Source organism: Nocardia sp. PLKS1-43 (assembly GCF_059510335.1).
The window spans coordinates 158,732-182,806 of record NZ_JCAJZQ010000013.1 but is presented as its reverse complement, the minus strand read 5'-3'; the positions used below and the strand labels follow the sequence as shown (position 1 = coordinate 182,806).

General features: G+C 67.9%; 23 protein-coding genes. 15 read left to right on the top strand and 8 right to left on the bottom strand.

The window, feature by feature from the left end:
- Window positions 1-330 precede the first annotated feature (330 nt).
- The 5 genes from AC5WS7_RS33340 to AC5WS7_RS33320 form a co-directional block, all read right to left on the bottom strand.
- On the bottom strand, window positions 331-1,815 hold the full coding sequence (locus AC5WS7_RS33340; protein WP_495958593.1) for an aldehyde dehydrogenase family protein: 1,485 nt from the start codon (window positions 1,813-1,815) through the stop codon (window positions 331-333).
- A gap of 45 nt (window positions 1,816-1,860) precedes the next feature.
- Window positions 1,861-2,649 carry a CbbQ/NirQ/NorQ/GpvN family protein gene (locus AC5WS7_RS33335; RefSeq protein ID WP_495958592.1) on the bottom strand — a complete coding sequence of 263 codons (789 nt, stop codon included), beginning with the start codon at window positions 2,647-2,649 and terminating at the stop codon, window positions 1,861-1,863.
- Between the two features lie 63 nt (window positions 2,650-2,712).
- On the bottom strand, window positions 2,713-4,383 hold the full coding sequence (locus tag AC5WS7_RS33330; RefSeq protein WP_495958591.1) for a nitric oxide reductase activation protein NorD: 1,671 nt from the start codon (window positions 4,381-4,383) through the stop codon (window positions 2,713-2,715).
- Window positions 4,380-5,507, bottom strand: coding sequence for a spirocyclase AveC family protein (locus AC5WS7_RS33325; RefSeq protein WP_495958590.1), 1,128 nt, complete (start codon window positions 5,505-5,507; stop codon window positions 4,380-4,382). The genes AC5WS7_RS33330 and AC5WS7_RS33325 overlap by 4 nt, the downstream gene beginning before the upstream one ends.
- A 3-nt stretch (window positions 5,508-5,510) precedes the next feature.
- Window positions 5,511-6,623 carry an ABC transporter substrate-binding protein gene (locus AC5WS7_RS33320; protein ID WP_495958589.1) on the bottom strand — a complete coding sequence of 371 codons (1,113 nt, stop codon included), beginning with the start codon at window positions 6,621-6,623 and terminating at the stop codon, window positions 5,511-5,513.
- 176 nt (window positions 6,624-6,799) lie between these two features.
- Between AC5WS7_RS33320 and AC5WS7_RS33315 the strand changes: the two genes are divergently transcribed.
- Window positions 6,800-8,062, top strand: a complete 1,263-nt coding sequence (locus tag AC5WS7_RS33315) for a cytochrome P450 (RefSeq protein WP_495958588.1) — start codon at window positions 6,800-6,802, stop codon at window positions 8,060-8,062.
- A gap of 306 nt (window positions 8,063-8,368) precedes the next feature.
- Window positions 8,369-9,289, top strand: coding sequence for an MBL fold metallo-hydrolase (locus tag AC5WS7_RS33310; RefSeq protein WP_495958587.1), 921 nt, complete (start codon window positions 8,369-8,371; stop codon window positions 9,287-9,289).
- Between the two features lie 27 nt (window positions 9,290-9,316).
- Here AC5WS7_RS33310 and AC5WS7_RS33305 read toward each other — a convergent pair whose 3' ends face one another.
- Window positions 9,317-9,760 (bottom strand): pyridoxamine 5'-phosphate oxidase family protein, encoded by a 444-nt coding sequence (locus tag AC5WS7_RS33305; protein ID WP_495958586.1) that lies wholly within the window; start codon window positions 9,758-9,760, stop codon window positions 9,317-9,319.
- Window positions 9,761-9,896: 136 nt separating this feature from the next.
- Between AC5WS7_RS33305 and AC5WS7_RS33300 the strand changes: the two genes are divergently transcribed.
- From AC5WS7_RS33300 to AC5WS7_RS33270, 7 genes are all read left to right on the top strand, one after another.
- A complete protein-coding gene (locus tag AC5WS7_RS33300) occupies window positions 9,897-11,201 on the top strand; it encodes an NtaA/DmoA family FMN-dependent monooxygenase (RefSeq protein WP_495958585.1) in 1,305 nt (434 codons plus the stop codon).
- A gap of 51 nt (window positions 11,202-11,252) precedes the next feature.
- Window positions 11,253-11,654: a hypothetical protein gene (locus AC5WS7_RS33295; RefSeq protein WP_495958584.1), complete on the top strand. Its 402-nt coding sequence runs from the start codon at window positions 11,253-11,255 to the stop codon at window positions 11,652-11,654.
- 94 nt (window positions 11,655-11,748) lie between these two features.
- A complete protein-coding gene (locus AC5WS7_RS33290; protein ID WP_495958583.1) occupies window positions 11,749-12,198 on the top strand; it encodes a Cif family virulence factor in 450 nt (149 codons plus the stop codon).
- Window positions 12,199-12,263: 65 nt separating this feature from the next.
- On the top strand, window positions 12,264-12,743 hold the full coding sequence (locus AC5WS7_RS33285) for an Rv1443c family protein (RefSeq protein WP_495958582.1): 480 nt from the start codon (window positions 12,264-12,266) through the stop codon (window positions 12,741-12,743).
- Window positions 12,744-12,915: 172 nt separating this feature from the next.
- Window positions 12,916-13,410, top strand: a complete 495-nt coding sequence (locus AC5WS7_RS33280) for a methylated-DNA--[protein]-cysteine S-methyltransferase (protein WP_495958581.1) — start codon at window positions 12,916-12,918, stop codon at window positions 13,408-13,410.
- The gene (locus AC5WS7_RS33275; RefSeq protein ID WP_495958580.1) at window positions 13,391-14,119 is read left to right on the top strand and encodes a 2OG-Fe(II) oxygenase; all 729 of its coding nucleotides are present in this window, start codon (window positions 13,391-13,393) and stop codon (window positions 14,117-14,119) included. The genes AC5WS7_RS33280 and AC5WS7_RS33275 overlap by 20 nt, the downstream gene beginning before the upstream one ends.
- Entirely contained in the window at window positions 14,116-15,786 is a 1,671-nt protein-coding gene (locus AC5WS7_RS33270) for a substrate-binding domain-containing protein (RefSeq protein WP_495958579.1), read from the top strand. The genes AC5WS7_RS33275 and AC5WS7_RS33270 overlap by 4 nt, the downstream gene beginning before the upstream one ends.
- 10 nt (window positions 15,787-15,796) lie before the next feature.
- On the opposite strand, the gene AC5WS7_RS33265 is transcribed toward AC5WS7_RS33270, so the two are convergent.
- Window positions 15,797-16,957, bottom strand: a complete 1,161-nt coding sequence (locus tag AC5WS7_RS33265; protein WP_495958578.1) for an acyl-CoA dehydrogenase family protein — start codon at window positions 16,955-16,957, stop codon at window positions 15,797-15,799.
- Window positions 16,958-17,122: 165 nt separating this feature from the next.
- On the opposite strand from AC5WS7_RS33265, the gene AC5WS7_RS33260 reads away from it, so the two are divergent.
- From AC5WS7_RS33260 to AC5WS7_RS33235, 6 genes are all read left to right on the top strand, one after another.
- A complete protein-coding gene (locus AC5WS7_RS33260) occupies window positions 17,123-17,710 on the top strand; it encodes a TetR/AcrR family transcriptional regulator (protein ID WP_495958577.1) in 588 nt (195 codons plus the stop codon).
- Window positions 17,711-17,921: 211 nt separating this feature from the next.
- On the top strand, window positions 17,922-18,995 hold the full coding sequence (locus AC5WS7_RS33255) for an MCE family protein (protein ID WP_495958576.1): 1,074 nt from the start codon (window positions 17,922-17,924) through the stop codon (window positions 18,993-18,995).
- Between the two features lie 82 nt (window positions 18,996-19,077).
- Entirely contained in the window at window positions 19,078-19,680 is a 603-nt protein-coding gene (locus AC5WS7_RS33250) for a TetR/AcrR family transcriptional regulator (protein WP_495958575.1), read from the top strand.
- Between the two features lie 100 nt (window positions 19,681-19,780).
- Window positions 19,781-20,980 (top strand): cytochrome P450, encoded by a 1,200-nt coding sequence (locus AC5WS7_RS33245; RefSeq protein ID WP_495958574.1) that lies wholly within the window; start codon window positions 19,781-19,783, stop codon window positions 20,978-20,980.
- A gap of 9 nt (window positions 20,981-20,989) precedes the next feature.
- Window positions 20,990-21,184 (top strand): ferredoxin, encoded by a 195-nt coding sequence (locus AC5WS7_RS33240; RefSeq protein WP_495958573.1) that lies wholly within the window; start codon window positions 20,990-20,992, stop codon window positions 21,182-21,184.
- Between the two features lie 273 nt (window positions 21,185-21,457).
- Window positions 21,458-22,561, top strand: coding sequence for a baeRF11 domain-containing protein (locus AC5WS7_RS33235; protein ID WP_495958572.1), 1,104 nt, complete (start codon window positions 21,458-21,460; stop codon window positions 22,559-22,561).
- Here AC5WS7_RS33235 and AC5WS7_RS33230 read toward each other — a convergent pair.
- On the bottom strand, window positions 22,549-23,802 hold the full coding sequence (locus AC5WS7_RS33230; RefSeq protein WP_495958571.1) for a multidrug effflux MFS transporter: 1,254 nt from the start codon (window positions 23,800-23,802) through the stop codon (window positions 22,549-22,551). The genes AC5WS7_RS33235 and AC5WS7_RS33230 overlap by 13 nt on opposite strands.
- Between the last annotated feature and the right edge of the window lie 273 nt (window positions 23,803-24,075).

Here is a 24,075-nt window from a genome sequence, read left to right as displayed (position 1 = left end):
CTTGCCGTGGGACGCGGCGTAGCACCGACGCCCGGCGGTGGCACTGGGTGGCACCGTCCCGCGGCCGCCCTTCGGCCACGTCCGGCAACGATAACGGATCACGACCCGAAGTACAACGCCATTCGCAGTAATTGAGAATTGCATTTCCGCAGACGGCGGGGCATACCTGCGAAGACTCGAGCGGGCAATCGGGCAGCACACACCGTCCGGCGCGAACCGCCGAAGCGGTGACCAAATATTCGCTCCGATGTAGCGTGGTGAGCCTTCGAGGCGGTCTACGAGATCTGCGCGCGTCTCGGCGTGAATCCGCTGCGGTAGCGATCTCCCCGCTCAGTCGACGGGATAGCCGATCGACTTGATCTCGGTGTACTGGTCGAATCCGGCCACGCCGTTCTGGCGGCCGACGCCGCTGAACTTGTACCCGCCGAACGGCACGTCGGCGCCGTACGCCGCGCCGCCGTTCACGCCGATGAATCCGGCGCGCACCCGGCGGGCCACCGCCATGGAACGTTCGAAGGACGCGGACATGACGTTGCCCGCCAGCCCGTAGCGGCTGTCGTTGGCGATCCGGACCGCGTCGTCATCGTCGTCGAACGCGATCACCGCGAGCACCGGGCCGAAGATCTCCTCCTGGGCGATCGTCATACCGTTGTCCACGTCGGCGAAAAGCGTTGGCCTGACCCAGAACCCACGGTCGGACGGGTTCGGTGCGGCATTGCCGCCGACCACGAGCCGGGCACCCTCCGCGACGCCCGCATCGATGTATCCGCGAATCCGGTCACGCTGCCGCGCGGAGATGACCGGACCGCACAGCGTCGCCGGATCCTGCGGATCGCCCGGTTCGATGCCCCGGTACATCGCCTCCAGGAACTCCACCCCCTCCGCGTACCGGGTGCGCGGCAGCAACAGCCGGGTCGGATTGGCACAGCCCTGACCGGCGTGCAGGCACGGCGCGATCCCCAGCAGGAGCGCCTCGCCGAAGTTGGCATCGTCGAGCACGATGCTCGCCGATTTGCCGCCCAACTCCAGGAACAGGCGTTTCATGGTCGCCGCACCCTTTTCCATGATGCGCTGACCGACCGCCGTGGATCCGGTGAACGAGATCAGGTCGACGTCCGGCGAGAGCGTGAGCTCCTCCCCCACGAGGTGATCCGAGGCGGTGACGATATTGACCACTCCCGCTGGGAAATCGGTGTTTTCGGCGATCAGACGCCCGATTCGGGTCGCGTTGAACGGCGTATCGGGCGCGGGCTTGAGGACCACCGTGTTTCCGGCGGCCAGCGCCTGCGCGAGCTTGTGAATGCTCACCTCGAACGGGAAGTTCCACGGCACGATCGCACCGACGACGCCGACCGGCTCACGCCACACCAAACGCTTGGTCCGGCGTCCGGTCACCGCCACGAACATATCGCCGAGATCTGTTTCCCACGGATACTCGTCGATCAGCGCGGCGGGAACCTTCACCGCGTCGGCCAGCGGAGCGTCCAGCTGCGGCCCGAAGGTGATCGACCGGGGGCAGCCCGCTTCGGCGATCAGCTCCTCCCGCAACGCTTCTCGATCATTCTCCAGCGCTTCCTGGAGTTGCTCGAGGCAGCGACGGCGCAGCGCGCGGTCGGTCGCCCAGTCGGTCCTGTCGAACGCCCGCCGCGCGGCCGCTATCGCACGGCGCATATCGGCCGCCGACGCGTCCGCCACCTCGCCCAGCACGTGCTCGGTTGCCGGGTCGACGACGGGGAAACGACCGGCCCCGCCGTCGGTGAGGCGACCGTCGATGAGCATGCGGGATTCGAAATCGATTGCCGCCGTGTCGGACATGAGTCTCTGCTTTCTCTACCAGATGCGGGCGTCGTCGCGCCCCGGTCAGTTCGGTACGTAGGCATCGATCACCGCGGCCAGATCGGCGGCGGCGAGCGGGTCGTCGGTGAGCGGTCCGGCCACGGCGGCGAGTGCGGCCTCCCGGGGCGCGAGTCCCTCGGCGATCAGCCGGGCCGCGCTGATCAGGACCCGGGTCGAGGCCACCTCGCGCAGACCGGGCGCATCGGCCTGCCGGACCGCACGGCCGATCCGCACCAACTGGGTCACCAGGCGCGGGTCCGCGCCGGACTCCACGGCGATGATCTTCTCCTCGATTTCCGCTGGGGGGTAACCCAATTCGATGGCGACCATGCGCTGACGGGTGGAGTCCTTGAGATCCTTCAGCACACTCTGATACCCGGGGTTGTAGGAGACCACCAGGCAGAAGCCCGCGGCGGCGTCCAGGGTCGTCCCGAGCCGGTCGATGGGCAGTTGACGACGGTGGTCGGCCAGCGGATGCAGCACCACGGTGGTGTCCTGGCGCGCCTCGACCACCTCGTCGAGGTAGCAGATCGCGCCCTCGCGCACGGCACGGGTCAGCGGACCGTCCACCCAGCGAGTCTCGCCGCCCTGCAACAGGTATCGGCCGACCAGGTCCGCGGTGGTCAGGTCGTCGTGGCAGGCCACGGTGATCAGCGGCCGCCCCGCGTGATGCGCCATCGCCTCCACGAACCTGGTCTTGCCGCAGCCGGTCGGCCCCTTGAGCATGATCGGCAATCCCTGGCGGAACGCCGCGAGGAACACCCGCTCCTCGTTGCCGACCGGGACGTAGTAGGGGCGAACGGAATTTTCCATATCGACCTCGCCTTTCTCGGGTGATCTCCGCCGATGCGCTCGCACGACCGGACTATCGGTCCTTCAGGAGGCTCGCGCCCGCGCCGTCCGGCGGCGCAGGTCCGCGGAGCGCAGGGCATCCCGGAACAACGGCGCGGCCACCCCGGGCATCTCCCGCGGTGACGCCACGGCGGCATAGGCGGCAGTGCCGAAAACCCCTCGCAGCGCGGTGATCTCGGTCTCCGCCCCGACGCTCAGGCAGACGCAGCCGATGCCCTGGCGACGTGCCTCGGACAGCGCGCGCCGGGCATCGGCCTCGGCGTAGGAACCTTCGTAACCGTGGTCGTAGGCGAACCCGTCGGACAGCACGACGAGCAGAGTTCGCGCGGCGCAACGGTATTCACTCGCGATCGTCGTGCCGTGCCGAACGGCCGCACCCATCCGCGTGTACGCCGCGGGCTCGAGCGCGGCGAGCCTGCGCAGCGCCGCGGCGTCCAGCGGATCGCCGAATCGCTTGACCCGCAGCATCCGGACCGCGGCGCGGCCCTGGGAGTAGAACGCGTAGAGCGCCACTCGATTGCCCAGTGTGTGCAGCGCCGAGGTCAGCATGAGTGCGGCGGTGCGCTGCTGATCGTGCACCGTGCCGCCGCGGGCGCTGGGCAGGGCGGCCGAACCGGAGATGTCCAGAAGGACGACCACCGCCAGATCCGGTGTGCACCTCAGGCTTTCGGTGTACACCGCACCGTCCGGCGAAGCGCCGGAGAGTAATCGAACGCGCTCGTCCACCACCGCGTCCAGATCGATGTCGTCGCCCTGCATCCGGCGATGCCGGTGTTCGAGACTCGAGCGCAACCGGGCCAGCGCGCGCAGCAGCGAATTGTCCACCGGTGTGACCGGGATCGCGTGAGCCCCTGCGCGAGGATCGGATTCGGCGATCGTGCACCAGTTCCGGCGATAGCGGCGGTGGTGCACGTCCCACTCCGGATAGCGCGGTCCGTCGCGCCGCGGTTCGGTGGCGGCCTCCGCCACCGCCGGCGTCCCGGTACCGCCCGTGTAGCTACGGCCCGGTTTCACCAGTGCCCGCGCCGATCTCGGCACCCCGGCGCCGGTGATGCCGCCCTCGGACTCCCGGCCGAGGCTCAGCATGCGCTGGAACAATCGGGCCAGCGGTCCCTGTCCGCCGACGACATTGTCGAACAGGGCGGGGAGCTGGCCGGCGGAATCGTCGTCGGCCGGCGAATCGTCATCGGAGTCGGCGGGTCCGGGCACGCGGGTGTCTTGCGAACCGCGCTCGGCGAACTTCTCCCGCTCGGTCAGCAGACGCTTCGGATGGATCGCACCGAACTCCGGGGGCGGGGCGGCCGGCGCGGCCCTGCTCGTCGCGAGGGCCAATGACGCCCCGGCGCAATCGGACAGTTCGGCGATATCCGGGTCGATCAGCGCGGCGACCGAATCGGGCAGGATCTCGGCGTTGGCGGCCAGGGCGCGATGCCCCTCCACCATCAGGTACCGCTCGAGCACGGCGGCGGGCCGGCGCGCGAGCCGTCGCACGACATCGGATTCGTAACTGCCCGCGGCGATCATCGAGGCCTGCACCGTGAGCGTGACGACCTGATCGTGCACCGGCGCCGCGGGATCGACGAAAACCACCCGCCCATCGGTCCACGGCGCCTCGTCCGCGCCCGCCGCGGCCACTCGCACTGCGCGACGAGCTATCCCGGCCGCCAGCAGACCCAATCTCTCCGGCTCGCTCACGAAGTGCTCCCGCACCGCCCGCCGTCGACGGGCATCGCTGTCGCCGGGCGGCCCGATTGCGCACTCTCCCAGCGCGACCAGATCCCGGCCGAGTACGGCCCGGCCTGGCCGTTCTTCTCGTAGAACCCTTGCGGGTCATAGACTTTCGCCTCCGGGAACGGCCACGGGCAGGCGACCGAGGTGGCCGCGCGGCTGTCCCGGATGAGGGCGAAACCACCGCCGTAACAGAAGTAGGCGATATTGATCAGGACGAACATCACCGTGAATGCCCCCAGCGCGGGATGATTGCGGAAGATCCGCGCCCGGTGTGAGAGCCGCTCGGCGACCGTGCGGCCGGTGTCGTCGCGGTACAGCAGTACCGCGGCCGGGATCATCACGACCGTGACCAGCGCCGATTCCCAGATCAACGGGAACTGGTAGGGCTTACCGGCGAACAGCGAGCCGAACGGGATCACCTGCGTGTAGATGTACAGCTGACTGCGCACCAGAACGCATTCCAGGATGGCGTCGAACACGAATCCGATCACCAGGGTGAGCCCGGCCAGACTCCACAGTGGATGCCGCGTGACGAACGAGTCGTGCGGACGGCGGGCCTGCAGCCGGCGCAGCACCCGGATCGCGGGAAAGTAGGGCCCGAGATAGAAAGTGGCATAACCGATCACGATGAACGGTTCGACCGTGGGCGAGAGCGACACCAGCGGCCAGTGCACCGGCCAGTGCCACAGCTGCGGGTTGTATGCGGCGTAGGGCGCCCAGTTCATGATCGGGTCCTGCCAGACGATCGCGGTGGTCACCAACGTCATCAGCAGGACCGGATGGGCGGGATAACGACGCCAGGCCACGACGACCGCGGCGACCAGAACCACCATCATCACGACGGTTCCGATCTCGTGCACCGCGATCCAGTGATTCCACCCGAACAGCGGCGGCACCGGGCGCGGCGCGCCGCTCACCGCGGGATTCGCGATGCGCGGATCGTCCGCACCGCGGCTCGCGTAGGCGGCGATCGCGGCCAGAACCACCACGGCCAGCGCCGTGATCCCCACGGTGATCAGGCGACGCGAGCCACCGACCGGCGCGGTATCCGGCCGAGTGCCGGTCCGGAGTTCCTCCGGGGCGCTCACGGCCTACTCCTCGCCGAATCGTGCGACCAGATGCGATGTCACGCCATCCGGATCCAGTTGCCGCGCAACCAGATACCCGGCGCCCACCCACCCGCGCCGGGTCCACTTGCCGAACGAGAGCCGGGTGCCCGGGGCGCCGGCGGCGGCGGGCAGCATCTTGACCCGTTCGAGCGCCTCGGCGACACCGCGCGGAGACAGCGGATGCGCATCGGCGAACGCGTGCAGCAGTACGGTCGCGACGTCGTGGTTGACCACCGGCACGCAGTACTGCGGGCGACGGCCGCAATCGGCCTCGTAGCTGTCCAGGAACCGTTGTCCCACAAGGTTTCCCTCGTCGTACTGGTCCACGCCGGTCCAGCCGAGGAAGGCGTTCCACAGCAGTGCGTTGATCCAGGCGTTCTGGAACGCGGTTCCCATGAATCGGGGCGGATCCCAATGCAACGCCGCGAGTGCGGGATTCACCATCGCGACGCCGAATCCGAAGCCGCAGTGCACGATCGCCTGCGCCTTCGCCTCGTGCAACGCGCGTACCTCGTCGCCGATGTCCTGCGCCGTCTGCGGGATCGCCACCTCGGCGACGATGCGAATGCCCTGCTCGCGACAGGCTTTCCGGAAGTTCCGGATGTAGCTCTCGCCGACCAGGGAGCGTTCCACCAGCGCGCCGACTTCGGTATGCCCGCCGTTGGCCAATAATTGCGCCCAGAACACCGGCTCGTCGGTCATCGACCCCTGCGGCAGTGCGAAGGTCCATTCGCCGAGCCAGTCCTCGGCGCCCGAGACGTTGATCGCCGGAACGCGGAAGCGGCGTTCGATCTCCTCGCGCACCGGAACGGCGTTATCGGTGATGTGCGGGCCGAATACGGCCAGACACCCCTCCTCCACCAGCTCTCCGTACGCATCGATCACCGCCTTCACCGAGCCCTTGGGCAGCCCTTCCACTTCGCGGAAGACGATCTGCACCGGGCGATCGATCAGGCCGAGCCGCCGGCCCTCGGCGAACACCAGATGGAACGGGCGGGTCAGATCGTCCCGCATATCCGGCGGATAGCCGTCGGGAAGGCGGAAGTCGAACAGATAGCCGAGTTTGACGGGCTCGGCAGTGCTTTCATAGGCCACGTACATCTCCGTCTGCCAGGCCGCTCGAGCAGCGAACCTAAAATTCGTTCCAAATATTACGGAGTGCGCACGGCTGTCGTCAACGGTCGACACAAACCGGTACTCATGGGTATTGACGCACCACGAGAGGCTCCGTACGCTTCGGAACGAATATTTGGTCTTCCCCAGGAGGGTTCGTGGACACACACGCCGAGACCGCCGCAGACCAGGTCGAGACCTCGGCCGAGCGGGAGCGCGAGGCCGGTGACGACACCGCCTTCGAGGTATTCGACGACGACGTCGCGGGCGATGTCCGCGACCCGTATCCGGAACTGGCCGCTGCCCGTCGAGCACATCCGGTACAGCGTCTGGACACCTCGAACATGCCGCACGCCGACGACGCGGCGGTGTTCTTCGTCTACGGGTACGACGACATCCTCACGGTGCTGCGCGACGGTGCGACCTATTCCTCGGCGCACATCATCGACATGCTCATGGGCGACATCATGGGCAAGCACATCATTCTGGGAATGGACGATCCCGAACACCGCCGCTACCGTGCGCTGGTGTCCACCGCGTTCCGGCAGAAGGCCCTGGCGAACTGGGAGGAACGGCTCATCGCCCCGGTCGCGGACGAGTTGATCGGCAGGTTCGCCGACCGCGGCCACGCAGATCTGGTCACGGAGTTCACATTTCCGTTCCCCACCCATGTGACCGCCGGGATGCTGGGGCTGCCACGGGAGGATCTGCGGCAGTTCCAGCGCTGGTCGATCGCCATTCTCGGCTTCCATTCGAACCGCGACCGCGCCATCGCCGCCTCGCGGGAGGTCAAGGAGTATCTCGCGGACATCCTGGCCGAACGTCGCCGCGAACCGCGCGAGGATCTCATCAGCGATCTGTCCCGCGCCGAACTGGACGGCGAACGGCTGAGCGACGAGGAGATCTTCTCCTTCCTGCGGCTGCTGCTGCCCGCCGGGATCGAGACGACCTATCGTTCGACCGGAAATATGTTGTACACCTTGCTGTCTCGTCCGGATCAGCTGCATGCGCTACGGGACAATCGGGCGCTGATCCCGCGCGCGGTCGAGGAGGCGGTCCGGTACGAGACACCGCTGCTGAACATCACCCGTCTGGCGACCACGAGTACGGTCCTGCACGATGTGCCCATTCCGAAGGGTTCGACGGTGATGCTCATGCTGGCCGCGGCCAACCGCGACGAGAGCCGCTGGAACGACCCGGACGACTTCGACATCTTCCGCGCGCCGCGTCCGCACATGTCCTTCGGGCAGGGCCCGCACAACTGCCTCGGCATCCACCTGGCTCGCACCGAAATGCGGCTGGCCCTGGAGAAACTGCTGGACGAACTGCCGAATCTGCGGCTGGACCCCGAAGCGAACGATCCGCACATCCGCGGCCAGGTCTTCCGCTCCCCCACCGCCCTGCCCGTACTGTTCGGCTAATCGACCGCGAATTTTCCACCGCCGCAGCAGCTTCGGAACTTCCCGTATGATTGCGCGGCTGACCGGCCAGTCCGGCGAAGTCCGGGCTCGCCGACACGGCGAATGCTCACCGGTACCGCAATTCAGCTGCTCGGCAGAAGCGATCGGTACCTCCGGGTGGCGCAGACCGGCGCGGGCCGATAGTTCACCCAGCCGTCGCTGCGGATTCACCGGCGGGTACCGCCGAAGATCGCCGACAGGCGCTCCCCCGAGTCCGGCCGCCGCCCCCTGTGCCCGATCGACCGGTCACGGGTGCAGGATGACGGGGTGAGAACTCCGTTGGGTCGGCCCGATCTCTCGCCCTACCGCGCCTACCAGCAACGCGCCGGTGTGCGGCCCGGCGGGTTGACCGCGCACTTCCTGGGCACGAGCTCGCTGCTGCTGTCGGACGGTACGACCACTGTGCTGTGCGACGGATTCGTCACGCGTCCGGGGCTGATGCGGGTCGGGCTGGGGCGGATCGCGCCGGACGCCGGGCTGGTCCGTGCCGCGATCGAGCGGCTGAACGTGGCGACCCTGCACGCGGTGTTCTGCGCGCACTCGCATTACGATCACGCCCTCGACGCCCCGGTGTGGTGCCTGCAGACCGGTGCGGAGCTGGTCGGATCCGAGTCCACCGCGAACATCGGGCGCGGGCTCGGCCTCGCCGAGACCTCGCTGCGAGTGGTGGGTGACGGCGACACGCTCGACTACGGGCGGTTCACGCTGACCTTCCTGGATTCGGTGCACAGTCCGGGCGATCGGTACCCGGGGGTCGTGACGCGCCCGCTGGTTCCGCCCGCGCGGACCCGCGCATGGAAGACCGGCACCGCCCACTCGGTGCTCATCGAGCATCCGGCGGGGCGAATTCTCTTGCACGCCAGCGCGAATCATCGCCCCGGGATGCTGGCCGGGCGCAGCGCCGAGGTCGTCTACCTGGGCATCGGGGGCCTGGGCAGGCAATCGCGCGACTTCGTGCGGCGGTACTGGGACGAGGTCGTCGGCGCGGTCGGCGCGCGACGAGTCGTGTTGGTGCACTGGGACGATTTCTTCATCGGACTGGACAAGCCGCTGCGTCCGCTGCCGTACTTCGCGGATCGATTCGACGCGACGATGGAGATGGTGCTGTTACTGGCCGAGCGCGACACCGTGGACGTGGTGCTGCCGGTCGCCTGGGAAGCCACCGATCCGCACGGCGAGCCGAGCTGACTTCTCCAGCCGCGTCCGGGCAGCGGCTCAGCCGTTGGCGTACACGCGGTCCGGGACGATGAGGACGACCGCACGCCGTTCGGCGGCCATCACCCGGTCGTATTCGTCCCAATCCTCGTGGGTACCGCCGGCCGCGGTGAACACCTCGCGCAGCAGCAGGCGCAGGCGTTCGGCGTCGATGCCCGGGACCGGGTCGTCGGGCCCGGCGATCCACACCGGCCCCTCGGCCGCTGCCCACTCCCAGCCGACCCGCACGACGGCCGTCATCCGCGGCCGCGCCCGCAGGTTCCGCAGCTTGCGGGTGCCGCCGCGCAGCACCATACCGACCACATCCTCGCCGGTCAGCGGATGTTTCAGCACGCCCGCGTTGACGAGCGAGGAATGGATCGTGCCGTCCGCCCGGGCGGTCGACACCACACTGAGCCCATGATCACCGGCGATCAGCCGGGCGAAATCCGCGAGATCGGTCACCTGCGGCAGTCTAGGCGAATTCCGCGCCGGCGGATGCGTCCGCGGCGGCGTGCGCGCAGTGAAGACGCAGTGCGAGAAAGGATCTCGTTGAGCGTAACCCGTGGGCGATACCGGCGTGCCTGATTAGCGTCGCGGTATGGCAAGCACCGACCGGCGGCGGCCGCTGAAGATCGTGACCGGGGTGAGCGGATCTTCGCAGGTCTACGCGGCGGCGATCGATCCGGGGAAATCCACGCTCACCGATCTGCTGGAGATCGCCCGGCTCGCGGAGCAACACCGGTTCGACGCGCTGTTCGCCGCCGATCTGCTCAGCTTCGGCAATCAGGGGGCGATCGGGGCGCAGGAACCGCTGATCGTGCTGTCCGCGCTCAGTGCGGTCACCGCGCACGTCGGCCTGATCGCGACCGTCACCACCACATTCCACCACCCGTACAACCTGGCGCGCCTGTTCGGCACGCTCGATCACGTGAGCAACGGCCGCGCGGCGTGGAACGCGGTGACCTCCTCGGTCGGCGAGGAGAACTACGGTCCCGGCGAGCTGCCCGGTCCCGAGGAGCGGTACGCGCGCGCGGCGGAGTCGATCGAGGTGGTCAACGCGCTGTTCGACAGCTGGGGCCCCGGCGCGCTGACCTCGGACGGGCACGGCGGGGCGAGGTTGGACGCGGAATCGGTCCGTCCGATCGACCACGCGGGCCCGCACTTCACGGTCCTGGGCCCACTCAACATCCCGCCCCTGCCGCAACGCCGGCCGGTGCAGTTCCAGGCCGGGCAATCCGAGGGCGGGGTGGAGCTCGGCGCCCGGTATGCGGAAGTGGTGTTCACCTCGTTGGGCACGCTGGACGACGCGTTGACCTTCACCAAGCGAATCCGCACGCGCGCAACGGAACTGGGCCGCGCCGACGGGCTGCCGCTGATCTTCGGTTCGTTACACGCCACCTACGGAGCCACCGAGGCCGAGGCGCTGCGCCTGGTGCGCGAACGCGAGGAGGCCACCGATTTCGATGCGGGACGGCACGCACTGGCCGACATGCTCGGCGGCGGAGTCGATCTCACCGATCTGCCGCTGGACAAGCCGATCCCGGAACAACTACTGCCGCAGGTGAATTCGGTGCACCGGCGGCGCGGTCGGGTGGAGATCTTCAGTCGCTACGCGCGATCGGGAAAGACGTTGCGGGAGTTGATCATCGCCGCCAAGGACACCGGGCACTGGGCCGCCGCGGGCACCCCGGAACAATTGGCCGACGCGATCGAGGAACGGTATACCGCGGGCGTTCTCGACGTCGTGAACCTCGGCGGACTCGCAGATCCGTGCACCCGGGATTTCCTGCTCGCCGGACTGCTGCCGGAACTGCGCAAGCGCGGCATCGTCGGCGAGGACTACGTGGGCGCCACCTTCCGGGAGAATCTCGAGCTCCCGCCGCTGCCGCCCCGGCACGGCTAGCCCGATCGCCCGCTGGTCGCGCCCGGCCGCCCCTGGTGGAGACTGAGGGGCGTGGTGGACGATTCGGTGCGGTTGCTCGTCGTGGACGCGGCCAATGTCGTCGGCACCCGGCCCGACGGCTGGTGGCGTGACCGCGCAGGAGCGGCCCACCGGTTGCTGACCGGATTGGCGGCGCTACGCGCTGCGCTTCCGCACTCGTGCGAGGTGGTCGTCGTCCTGGAAGGCGCGGCAAATGCGGTGCGGGACAGCGAGTTCAGCCACCTCGGGGTGGTGCGTGCCGCAGGCTCGGGCGACGACGCGATCGTCGCGGTCACCGCCGAGCACAGCGATCCGGCACGGGTGCTGGTCGTCACCGCGGACCGCGGCCTGCGCGCCCGCGTCGAAGCGCTCGGCGCACGCACGACCGGGCCACGGTGGCTTCTCGACCGCATCGATTCGGCCCGAAACCAGTAGCCGAGTACGAGAGGCCACCTCGCTCACACCGGCTTGACCTCAACCTCACTCGAGCTTGCAGGCTGTGGTCGGAACCGGAGCAGCGGAGGATCACATGAGTACTCGACCGAACGTGCACGACCCGGCCGCCGACGCGATCGCACGAGCCGTCGCCGCGGACCTCGCCGCGGAACTACAGCAGGCGGGCGAGAGTGCCGACGCCGACCGCTACGACAATTCGTTCGCCGCGGATGTGTTGTGGGGCAGCCCTTTCGGCGCGCTGGTCGTCGGTTACGGCCAGATCAACGCGATCCACCGCCGAATGATGGGCCGGAGCGAACCCGTCGCACCGCCGTCCCGCTTCGAGGTCGTGGCGGCCAACAGCCCCGCCCCGGGCGTGGTCGTCACCCAGATCCGCAGACAGGCCCTGGACCCGGAAGCATTCTCCGAGGTCGCCATGTATGTCCTGGTGGAACGCGACGGTCGGTGGTGGCTGTCCGCGGCGCAGAACACCCCGGTCGACGAATCGAAATCGTTCTCGAGCCACACGAATCCGGCCCCCTGACGCAGAGTTCGCCGATCCGGTCGGCACCCTTGCGGAACGGCGGTGGCAGCGGTCATCATTCAAGCATGAGTAAGGTTACCCTAAGTACCGAACTCCCGTTGCGGGCCGAGGTGGCATGCGGGTTGGCCAGGACACCGGAGCTGTTCGCCTTCGTCGTGGCGCCGATCATCTCGGTGCCACGGCTGGAGATTCCGGATCGAGTCGAGCCCGGAGTCGAGGGCGTGGCGCGGCTCTGGTGGTTCGGGGTGGTTCCCGCGTGGCGGCACCATCTGCGACTGGTCCGGCTGACGGATCGGGAGATCTACACCAACGAGTGGGGCGGTCCGGTGCGGATCTGGAATCATCACCTGACCTTCGAGCCGATCGGCGAAAACCGTTGCCGCTACACCGATGAGATCGAGGTGCAGGACGGGCTGCGCGGATTCGGCGTGCGAATGTTCGTGCACGTCATGTTCCGGCATCGGCATCGCCGGTGGCGTCGGCTTGCCGCGCTCCTGGCGCAGGGCGAGATCGATATCCGTCCCGGGCGCGCGGCCGCCGGCTGATCGGATCGCGGCCGGTCGATCATCATCGCCGATTCGTCCAATTTCCGCGTGGGCAGGCCCGCGAACAGGCAACTCGCCACCGAATGCCATGTCCGATTACCGCCGGTACCGGGCGCCGGACTCGGGCAGAGTCGTCGACAGGGACACCAGGCGACGAGTGAGAGGAATTGCGATGGCCGTGTACGCGACGATGACCAGCCCGGTCGGGGAGTTGTTGTTGACCGGTGAGCTCGGCCGAAATGGCCTCGCGCTCGGTTCGGTGTCCATGAGCGGCGGGAAATCCGCTACGGCCGTGGGCGAGCGAACCGCCGCACCGGAGGCCTTCGCCGAGGTGATCACCCAGCTGAACGCCTACTTCGCGGGCAACCGCACGACTTTCGATCTCGAATACACCGGTGCGGGAACGGATTTCCAGCGCCGGGTGTGGCGCGCACTGGAAGAGATCCCCTATGGAACGACCGTCGGCTACGGATCGATAGCCGAGCGGATCGGCGCGTCCCGCGCGGCGGTGCGCGCGGTGGGCAGGGCGATCGGCGCGAACCCGCTGCTGATCGTGCGGCCGTGTCACCGGGTCGTCGGCGCGAACGGCGCACTGACCGGCTACGCGGGCGGCCTGGACAACAAGCGAACACTTCTGGAACTCGAATATGACTACCACACAGCATAATTCGAGCGAGTTCGCGGACCGGGTCGGGAACCAGGACTGGCCCGCGCTGACCGACGAGCTGAACGAGTGCGGATACGCGCTCACCGGACCACTGCTGCGCGCCGGGGAATGCCGAGCCCTGGCCGCTCTCTACGACCGCCCGGAGCTGTTCCGCGGCACCGTGATCATGTCCCGGCATCGCTTCGGCTCGGGCGAATATCGCTACTTCGACCACGATCTCCCCGAACCGGTCCGCGAACTACGCAGGGCGTTCTATCCGAAACTCCTTCCCATCGCCCGGGACTGGGCGGCGAAATTCGGCCGTCCGGGGAGCTGGCCGGAGAGCCTGGAGGACTGGATCGCTCTGTGCCACAAGGCCGGCCAGCGTAAATCCGCGCAGATCCTGTTACGCTACGGTCCCGGAGACTGGAACGCCCTGCATCGAGACCTGTTCGGCGACATGATCTTTCCACTCCAAGTGGTGATCGGGCTGGACGAACCAGGCCGCGACTACACCGGCGGCGAATTCCTCATGGTCGAGCAGCGTCCGCGAGCCCAATCCCGCGGCTCGGCGACCCTGTTACCGCACGGCCACGGGCTGATCTTCACCACTCGCGAGCGCCCGGTGCGCGGGGCGCGGGGGTGGTCCGCCGCACCGATGCGCCACGGGGTGAGCGTCGTGCGTTCGGGCCACCGCCACACCCTGGGCCTGGTGTTCCACGACGCGTGATCCGCCGTGTCCGCGGTGAGCGTTGCCCGAACCATCCGAACGATGAATTGTTGCCCAACTTTGGTGGCGGAGGGGCAATTCGCGGAAACCCGGAGCGAAGATGGCTGCACATCGAGATATTCGGGGGACAGATCCGAGTGGACAGCTATCTGGTGCAGATCGGGTTGCCGGTCATCGCGCTCGTGGTGTCGTTGGTCGCGTTCTTCTGGGAATTCGTGATCATGCGGCGCAAGCGCCTGGGCTATCGCGTGCAGATGGACACTCCCCTGACCGGGGAGACGAAATCGGTATTTCCGGGCGTCCTGGAACAATTGGAGCCCGACGGGGGTACCGCCGATACGCATCTGCGGGACCTGTCGATCGTGTTGATTCGGGTGGAGAACGACGGCGTCACGAACATCGATTCCGCCGATTACGCGATGCCCGACGACGAACGGGTCGGGTTGCGGTTGCATTTTCCGCATCGCCGGATCGCCGGAATGGCGGTGACCGAACTCAGCGATACCGTGCTCGGTTCCTATCTCGAGCCGGGCCGCGGCATCGCCGCGCGTGCGGACGAAGCGCAGGACCTGGGCATCATCGATCTGCCGAAGGTGCCGATGAACCGGCGGGACCACTACAAGATCCTCGCCATTCTCTCGCGCGGTTCCGGCGACGGCCCGTATCCGGAGCCCTCACTGCACGGCAAGCTCAAGGGTGGACGGGTCCGCACGAGCCAGAGCCGCACCGGGCTGTCCCGGAATATGCTGGCGTTCATCGGGTTCCTGGTGATCGTGATCGTCGTGCAATTCGGCGTCGCGCTGGCCGGGAACAATCCGCCCGCGCCGGACTGCCTCGCGGGCCGGCTCACTCTCGTGGGGTCCTCGGCCTTCGAGCCGGTGATCCGGGATGCCGCCACCGCCTACCGGAAGTCCTGCCCGGCAGCGAATTTCACCTTCGCATTCGACGGCAGCGAACGCGGGCTCACCACCGTCGACAAGCAGGGCCACGGCGATCCGGGATTGCTGGCGATCACCGACGGTCCCAAGGGCGTCGGCTATCCCGCGCTACTGCCGCGCCCGCTGGCCATGGCGGTGTTCTCGGTGATCGTGCACGGCGATCTCGGCGTGCCGAATCTGACCGCACAGCAGATCCGGGATCTGTTCGAGGGCCGGATCGGCAACTGGAACAAGCTCGGCGGCCCCGACCTGCCGGTGCGACTGATCAACCGCGCCTTCGGTTCCGGCACTCGGGAGACCTTCGGGCAACAGCTGCTCGGCGGCAACTCCGTCACCCTGCCGGAGGCGAGCTGCCGGACCATCCAGGTCACGAATCCGCCCGGTCCGGCGGCCTGCGAGGTGCCGCTGACCGGTGACATGCTCGAGGCCGTAGCCGATATTCCCGGCGCGGTCGGCTACTCCTCCTACACCGAGGCGGCCGGATATCCGGGGGTGGCCGTGGTCTCCATCGACGGGCATCAGGCGACCCGCGACGAGGTGCTGGCGCACGGCTACGCGTTCTGGGGCGTCGAATACGCTTACAGCAACGGCGAATTGCCGTACGACTCGCTCGCCGCGGCATTCCTGCGGTATCTCACCGACCGCGCGGGCAAGGACATCATCCGCTCGCACGGCGGCACACCGTGTGGCGAACTCGCCGATCCCGCCCAGTGCAGCCCGCGGCGGTGACCCGGCTCGGTCACAGCGACCGGGAGATGATTTCCTTCATGATTTCGCTCGTGCCGCCGTAGATCCGGTTCACCCGCGAGCCGGTGTACATATTGGCGATCGGATATTCCATCATGTAGCCGTAGCCGCCGAAAAGCTGGAGGCATTTGTCGACCACCTTGTCGGCGGTCTCGGCGGCGAACAATTTGGCCATGGATGCGGTCGCCGGATCGTTCTGCCCGCCGACGTACTGCGAGATCGCGTAGTCCACAAGGGTTTTGATGGCCAGCGCCTCGGTCTTGACCTCGGCGAGGGTGAACGCGTTGTGCTGGAATTTGCCGATCGGGCGGCCGAACGCCTCCCGCTCGCGCGAATAGCGCAGCGCCTCGAGCACCGCGGCCTCGGCCAGCGCGGAACAGATGGTGGCGATGATGAGCCGCTCGCGGGCCAGCTGTTCCATGAGCTGATAGAAGCCCAGCCCCTCCTGCTCACCGAGCAGATTCGCGACCGGCACGCGCATATCGGAGAAGAACAGCTCGCGGGTGTCCTGCGCGTGCTGCCCCATCTTCTCGAGCACCCGGCCCCGCTCGAACCCGGGCAGATCCCGGGTCTCGGCCACGATCAGCGACACGCCCGCGGCGCCCTTGGACGGATCGGTCTTGGCGACGATGACGACCAGATCGCAGTGCGTGCCATTGGAGATGAACGTCTTGGAACCGTTCACCACATAGTGGTCGCCGTCGCGAATCGCGGTGGTGCGCACCGCTTGCAGATCCGAACCCGTCCCCGGCTCGGTCATGGCGACGGCGAGCACCAGCTCACCGGCGATGATGCCCGGCAGCCACTTCGCCCGCTGTTCCGGACTGCCGTACTGGTAGATGTAGTGCGACACGATCGGCGAGTGCACCGAGAAGCCGAAACCGTTGTCGTGCGCGTAGACCAGCTCCTCCTGCACGACCGCCTGCATACCGAAATCGCCTCCGGCGCCGCCGAATTCCTCCGGCAGATCCAGCCCGAGCAGACCCGCCGCACCGGCCTTGTTCCAGAACTCGCGGTCGACCATGTGCTGCGCGCTCCAGCGTTCGCGGTGCGGCGCGCTCTCCTTGCCGAAGAAGGCCGCCGCGTGCTTGCGCAGTTCGCGATGTTGGTCGGTCTCCCAGGAGGGACGGTAGTCGGGGAAGAGTTCGGACATGGGCGATCCCTCTGCTTTCCGGCGCGCGGGGGCGAGACCCCGGTCGTTCACAGCAACGGACAGTACAGTTGTACTGTCCACCGGTCAATAGCACCGGAAAATACCGCGGAACTGAGCTACTACACGACGTAAGATGTCCGCCAGACCCGGATGAGCTGAGGACCGATGCTGAATCCACGCGCGACGAACGAGGATCTGACCGCCAAGGCGCGGATCCGCAATGCCGCCATGGATCTGTTCGCGCAGTACGGCGAGTCCCGGGTGTCGCTGCGAGCGGTCGCCGCCGAGGCGGGCGTTACGCTGGGCCTGGTCCAGCATCACTTCAAGACCAAGGCGGGCCTGCGCGATGCCGTCGACCAGCTGGTGAGCGAGTACTTCTACCAGGCCGTGCACTCGGTGCCCAACACCGGAACGCCCGGCGAGGTCGCCGGCGCCCGGGACGAGGCCGTGCGCGAGATGCTGCGCGAGAACCCGGCCGTGGTGAACTACATCCGCCGCGCGGTCCTGGAACCGGAGCCGGCGCGGCTGAAATTCCTGGAGCGCCAGGTGGAGTTGGTGCGCAGCGAGGTCGTCGCGCTGCGCGAGGCGGGTTTGGCCTCGACCTCGCGTCGCGAATCGACCCAGGTGGTCGCGGTGTTGGTGCGACAGTTCGGCGAACTGCTGCTGGCGCCGATGATCGATTCGGTCTGGCAGATGGTCGCCGGCGAGGCCGATACCGCCAAACCGCGACTCACGGTCACCGTCGAGGAATGACCCCGCGTTAGCCGGAGCCTTGCCGGGTATTGTGCCCGGAATCACATTTCTGTCGCCCAATCGCGCTCGGGCACAAATGAATCGCCGTCGGCGATACAGATGTCCAGAAAATTGTTCAACTGCGCCGCCGGCGCGGCACAACGCTGCTACCTTGGCTTGCTACCGGGCGATACCTCGATCACCAGCCGTCCCCGCCCCGAGGAGCAGCACCATGAGATACGGAATACGGTGCGCGGCGGCGGTGCTGATCGGCGTGGCCGCACTGGTGTGCGCCGGTTGCTCGGCGATATCCGGGCGCCCCGGACCGACCCGCATCACGGCCGATTTCCGCGGTATCCCGGGCATGTTCGCGGGCAATCCGGTCACCGTGCTCGGCCTGCGGGTCGGCACCGTCGACAAGGTCGTCCCGCACAACCGGTACGCCGAGGTGCACCTGAGTATCGATCCCGGCGTCACGATCCCCGAAAACGTCACAGCCGCCCTGATATCGCAATCCATCGTGACCGATCGGCACATCGAACTCTCCCCCGCCTACACCGGCGGCCCGGCCCTGCCCGACGGCGCGCACCTGACCATCGAATCCACCCGCAGCCCGGTCGAACTGGACACCCTGCTGCAAACCATAGACAAATTCACCGCCGCCCTGGCCCCGCCGCCGGGAACCACGCAGGGCCCGCTGTCGGGCACCCTGCTCTACGACGTGGTCGACGGCCAGGGCGCGAAGATCCGCGACACCCTTCGGGCCTTGACCGACGCCCTGCGAACGGGCGTGGGCAATCGGGACGCGATATCGCGAATCATCGTCCAGCTCAACGACTTGACCTCGATGCTGGCCGACAACGACCGAGCCGTGCGGGAATTCGGGAACAACGTCACCCGGATGTCCACGATGCTCGCCCAGCAGTCCCCCGGCCTGGATGCGACCCTGGATCAACTCGAGTCGTTCCTGGCCGACAGCAGCAGCACCTTCGGCGGCTATCAGGATCGGCTGGCCGCCGGCCTGACCGGTCTGACGAACGTGACGAACCAACTGCGCGCCAACGCTTCGGAGCTCACCGAGACCACGGACGTCGCACCGCTGACCCTGCAGAACCTCGATCGGCTGGTCGATCGCGACGGCCGGTTCGGCCGCGCCCACGCGCTCATCGGCACCGCCGGCGGGGAGATCGTCAGCACCTTCTGCGAGCGGGTCGAGTTGCGGGCCGATGGCTGCCGGACCGGACGGGTTCAGGATCTGGGCCCGGACTTCGGCCTCACCGCGGCGGTACTCGGCCTGACCCGATGATTCCGGCGACCGGCCCGGACCCCAGCCGGTGCTGGTGAGCACGGTCGGGCTCACCAGCACCGACAACGGTTACAGTGCTCGCGTGGGTGAGACCTCGCAACGCGCACGCAACCCCTGGGGCCAGGGCGAGCGCCTGCGGCTGGAAATACTGGAGGCCGCCGCGCGGTTGCTGTCCGATCTGGGCAGTGAGGAGGGGCTCACGATCCGCGGCGTCGCCCGCGCGGCGGGAATCTCACCGGCGAGCATCTATCAGCACTTCAACGACAAATCCGCGCTGGTCGACGGCCTGATCGAGTACGACGCAACGCAATTGGCCGCGGCGATGGCCGCCGCGCAGGCGGAACTGCCGCCGGACGCGGTGCTGGACCGGGTGCGCGCGCAGATGAAGGCATACTGCCGATTCGCGCTGGACAGTCCCGGCCACTACCGCCTGATGATCGACAACCGGCCCGCGCAGGCCGCGCGTCCGGGCCCGCTGATGCAGTTCGTTCAGCAGGTGATCACCGCGTTCGAGCGTTGCCGCGAGGCCGGGGTGCGGTTGCGGCTGCCACCGGAGCGGGCCGCGGTGGTGGTGTTCGTCGGCACGCACGGCCGGGTCGCGCTGTGGCACGCCAGCCAGGGCGCGCAGCCGGCCGAGACCGTGACGGACTTCGTCGACGAGCTCATCTCGCTCGTCATCGATTGACTCCCTTCACATCTCGCTAATCGTTGCTTAGCAGAACCAACGGGATCTATCCTGGCCGAGTTAGTGAACGATTGTTTAGTAACTCTGTCAGGGGGTCACCATGACCGAAGCCCTTCCCGCGTTCCCGATGGCGCGAGCCACCGGCTGCCCGTTCGATCCGCCGCCGCAGCTGCGCGAACTCGATCCGGTCTCCCGGGTGCGCATCTGGAGCGGCGAAACACCTTGGCTCGTCACGGGTTACGACGAGCAACGCGCCGTCCTGGCCGATCAGCGGTTCAGCGCCGACACCACCAAGCAGGGCTATCCGCATCAGTCGGCCGCGATCAACGCGCGGCGGCGTACCTTCCGGGCGTTCATCGCGATGGACGATCCCGAACACGATCGACAGCGAAAGATGTTGACCCGCAACTTCATGGTCAAGCGGGTCGAGGCCATGCGACCGCGCGTGCAGCAGATCGTGGACGGGCTGATCGACGATATGCTCGCCGGTCCGCAGCCCGCGGATCTGGTGACCGCCTTCGCCCTGCCGGTGCCCTCGCTGGTCATCTGCGAACTGCTCGGTGTGCCGTACGAGGATCACGAGTTCTTCCAGTACTGCAGCCGAAAGATGGTCTCCCGCAACACGCCCGCCGAAGAGGCGGTCGCCGCGAACGAGGCGTTGCGCGAATATCTGCGCAAACTCATTGCGGTCAAACAGCAGTCACCGACCGACGACCTGATCGGGCGACTGGTCAGCGGTCAGGTCGCCGCGGGCGAGCTGACCGTGGACGAGGCCGCGGACATGTCCGTGCTGATGTTGATCGCAGGGCACGAGACGACCGCGAATATGATCGCGCTGGGCACCCTGGCGCTGCTGGAACATCCCGATCAACTCGCCGAACTGCGCGAGACCGAGGATCCGGCGCTGATCGCGAACGCGGTCGAGGAGTTGCTGCGATACCTGAACATCGTGCACAGCGGACGCCGGCGGGTCGCCCTCCAGGACGTCGAGGTCGGCGGACAGCTGGTGCGCGCGGGCGAGGGCGTCATCCTCGCCAATGACGCTGGTAACCGCGATGATTCGGCCTTCCCGAACCCGGACGTCCTGGACATCCACCGCAAGGCCAGGCATCACGTGGCATTCGGGTACGGCGTGCACCAGTGCCTGGGGCAGCCGCTGGCGCGGATGGAGCTGCAGGTGGTCTACGGCACGTTGTACAAGCGGATACCCACACTGCGCCTTGCGATTCCGATCGAGGACGTGCAGTTCAAACACGAGATGGTCGTCTACGGCGTCCACTCCCTCCCCGTCGCCTGGTAAGGAGAATGCATGAAAGTCATTGTGGATCAGGAGAAATGCGTCGGATCGGGCCAGTGCGTGATGCTGTCCGAAGCCGTGTTCGACCAGCGCGACGAAGACGGCGTCGTGGTGCTGCTCCAGGACGAACCCGCGCAGGACCAGCACGAGGCGGTGCGTGAGGCCGCCCGGGTGTGCCCCGCGCTGGCGATCCGGATCGACGAGTAGCGCCGCGCCCGGGGAGACAGTATGCGGGCCGTCGACCGCATGGTCGGCGGCCCGCATCGCGCCGCGTTCGAATCCGCACCCGCCCCGGCTTTCTGCTCGCTCCGGGCCAATCGTGACCCGTTCGAAATCCAGCGAACTCTTCGCAAATGGCATGAGCGCTGAATATCCTTCCCGAATGGGTCTTCGGCAATTTTTCGGCCACGATGGCCCGGCCTGCTCTGATCCGCCGACGGGCCCGCACCCGCCGACGCCGAGATACGGAGGATACGACGCATGCAGCACACCGATATTCCGACCCGCGGTCAGATCCTCGACCTCGTATCGACGACCGAGCCATGGTGTGTCTCGGTCTACACGCCCACCGAGGTGAGCACGCCGACGCCGGACATGAATCGGGTCGCGTTCGAGAACCAAGCCCGGCGGGCGCTCGAACAGGTCACCGACAAACAGGCCCGGGTGGCCCTCGAGGAGGAGTTCGAGGATCTGATCGACGACCAGGAGTACTGGCGGTATCAGTCCCGCACGCTGGTCGTGCTCGCGACGCCCGAGCGGACGCGGACGTTCCGGGTGCCCAATCGGCTCGAGGCGGGCGCCACGGTCGGGGATCGGTTCGACATCAAACCGCTGCTGCGCACCATCACCTTTCCGCAGGACGCCTTCGTACTGGCGCTGTCGGAGAACGCGGTGCGCCTGGTCGAGGTGACCCCGGACGAGCCCGCACAGGACGTCCCGGTGCCCGGGCTGCCGGCGAGCCTGACCGACCACATCGCCCAGCCGGGCATGAGCCGCAGCCCGCACGGACGACTCCAGGGCACCGAGGGCCGCAAGGTCCGGATCCGGCAATTCTGCCGCGCGGTGGATCAAGCGTTGCGAAATGTGCTGTCCGGCAGGGATATTCCGCTGATCCTGGCCGCAGCCGAGCCGACCGCCTCGATGTACCGCTCGGTGAACAGCTATCCCGGCCTGCTGGCCGAGGAGATCGCCGGCAATCCGGAGCATCTGTCCGACGCGGAATTGGCCACCCGCGCCCGCACCGTGCTCGATGGGCACTACGCCGGCGAATTGTCCGAGCTGCGTGCGGAATTCGAGCGACGTCGCGGTGAAGGACGAGCCACCTCGGATCTGTCCGATATCGCCCGCGCCGCGACCTACGGCTCGGTGCAGACCCTCATGGTGGATATCGACACCCCGATCCCGGGCACCGTCGGCGATGACGGATCACTCATCTTCGCGTCCACCGGTGAGGTCGACGCGCCGGGCATCCTCGACGAAATCTCCCGCCGCGCACTGCTTTCCGATGGCCGAGTGGTAGCGGTGCGCGCCGACGACCTGCCCGACGGCGCACATGCGGCCGCGCTGCTGCGCTACGTTCGGTGACCGGGCGACCCGGCCGCGGCGCGGTTGCCGTAGCTGACCAGCCCGGCGCGGGCGACCACCGCGAGGACGGCGACGGTCACGGTCACCACGCCCATCGGGACGGCGCTGCGCCCGCCCAGGCCGACCAGCGGAGCCACGATCGCGCCGAGGACGAACTGGGTGCAACCGACCAACGCCGACGCGCTTCCGGACACGTCACCGAAGCGTTCCAGGGCGAGGGCGGCCGCATTGGGCATCGTCAGACCGATCGAGGACACCATCACGAACAGCGGAATCTCGATGGCCACGGGACCGCCGTGCGCGAGCGCGACGATCAGCACCGCGATCGCGCCCGCGCACACCCCGGCCAGGCCCAGATCCAGGACCCGGCGTGGCGGCCGGCGTCGCAGCAGACGGACGTTCAGGGCATTGGCCAGCACGATCCCGATGCCGTTGGCGGCGAAGACGAGGCCGAAAACCTGTGGGCTGAGCGCGAACAGGGTCTGGAAGACGAACGAGGACGCGGAGATGTAGGCGAACATCGCCGCGAATGACAGCGCTCCGGCCAGGGCGAATCCGGCGAATTCGGGCACGACCGCCACCCGGCGCAGGGTGGCGAACGTCGCGGTCAGCTCGCCGCGGTGCCGAGCCTGCGGCGGCAGCGTCTCGGGTACTCCCACGATCGCGATGACCACGAAGACCAGGCCCAGCACGGCCAGCACCCAGAACAGCCCGCGCCAATCGATCACCCGCAGCAGTTGCGCGCCCGCGACCGGCGCGACGACCGGCGCCGCGCCGCTGACCCCGAGCAGAATCGAGAACGCCCGCGCCCCTCGGGTTCCGGACCAGCTGTCCCGGACGATCGCGAACGAGATGACGATCCCGGCGGCACCGGCCAGCCCCTGCAACAGCCGCGCCGCGTCCAGCAGGGCGACGGTCGGCGCGACGGCGCACAGCGCCGAGGCGACGGTGAACACCACCATCCCGGCGATCATCGGACGTCGCCTGCCCCAGCGGTCACTGAGGGGGCCGGCCAGCAACTGTCCCAGCGCCAACCCGATCAGGCAGGTCGTCAGGGACAACTGGATTCCGGCCTGACTCGCGTGCAACGCGGTGGCCGCCTGCGGCAGACTCGGCAGGTACAGATCCGTCGTGATCGGCCCGAACGCCGACAACGCACCCAGCACCACGATCAGCCGCGTACTTCCGCGCCGCGAATCCGCCGCGTCGGCGACCTGCACCGACCCGCTCGGCTCACTCATCTCCCTCGACCCTCCTCACCGCCCGCCCCCGCCCGACCATACCCAGAACCATCCGGGAGAGTGGTACGTCCGTACCCGGGCGCCAGTGCCCGGAACGCCGCCGCAGCGCAGCTCCGCACGCCGAATCGCCCCGCCGCGAACGACTTTCAATGGCCTGCCGGGTGCCGGGCCGGGCCGGGCCGAATGCTGAATGCCACGCGTCCTGTCGGCAACTACCGATTGCGCTCGGCGCGCAGTACACCTCCGCGGACCCGTTCCGGTGACGCAATTCAG

What these genes read in the sequence shown, in the direction of transcription:
- AC5WS7_RS33340 (WP_495958593.1), bottom strand. Translation starts at nt 1,815, where the DNA reads ATGTCCGACACGGCGGCAATCGATTTCGAATCCCGCATGCTCATCGAC.
- AC5WS7_RS33335 (WP_495958592.1), bottom strand. Translation starts at nt 2,649, where the DNA reads ATGGAAAATTCCGTTCGCCCCTACTACGTCCCGGTCGGCAACGAGGAG.
- AC5WS7_RS33300 (WP_495958585.1), top strand. Translation starts at nt 9,897, where the DNA reads ATGGCAAGCACCGACCGGCGGCGGCCGCTGAAGATCGTGACCGGGGTG.
- AC5WS7_RS33290 (WP_495958583.1), top strand. Translation starts at nt 11,749, where the DNA reads ATGAGTACTCGACCGAACGTGCACGACCCGGCCGCCGACGCGATCGCA.
- AC5WS7_RS33285 (WP_495958582.1), top strand. Translation starts at nt 12,264, where the DNA reads ATGAGTAAGGTTACCCTAAGTACCGAACTCCCGTTGCGGGCCGAGGTG.
- AC5WS7_RS33280 (WP_495958581.1), top strand. Translation starts at nt 12,916, where the DNA reads ATGGCCGTGTACGCGACGATGACCAGCCCGGTCGGGGAGTTGTTGTTG.
- AC5WS7_RS33275 (WP_495958580.1), top strand. Translation starts at nt 13,391, where the DNA reads ATGACTACCACACAGCATAATTCGAGCGAGTTCGCGGACCGGGTCGGG.
- AC5WS7_RS33265 (WP_495958578.1), bottom strand. Translation starts at nt 16,957, where the DNA reads ATGTCCGAACTCTTCCCCGACTACCGTCCCTCCTGGGAGACCGACCAA.
- AC5WS7_RS33260 (WP_495958577.1), top strand. Translation starts at nt 17,123, where the DNA reads ATGCTGAATCCACGCGCGACGAACGAGGATCTGACCGCCAAGGCGCGG.
- AC5WS7_RS33255 (WP_495958576.1), top strand. Translation starts at nt 17,922, where the DNA reads ATGAGATACGGAATACGGTGCGCGGCGGCGGTGCTGATCGGCGTGGCC.
- AC5WS7_RS33245 (WP_495958574.1), top strand. Translation starts at nt 19,781, where the DNA reads ATGACCGAAGCCCTTCCCGCGTTCCCGATGGCGCGAGCCACCGGCTGC.
- AC5WS7_RS33240 (WP_495958573.1), top strand. Translation starts at nt 20,990, where the DNA reads ATGAAAGTCATTGTGGATCAGGAGAAATGCGTCGGATCGGGCCAGTGC.
- AC5WS7_RS33235 (WP_495958572.1), top strand. Translation starts at nt 21,458, where the DNA reads ATGCAGCACACCGATATTCCGACCCGCGGTCAGATCCTCGACCTCGTA.
- AC5WS7_RS33230 (WP_495958571.1), bottom strand. Translation starts at nt 23,802, where the DNA reads ATGAGTGAGCCGAGCGGGTCGGTGCAGGTCGCCGACGCGGCGGATTCG.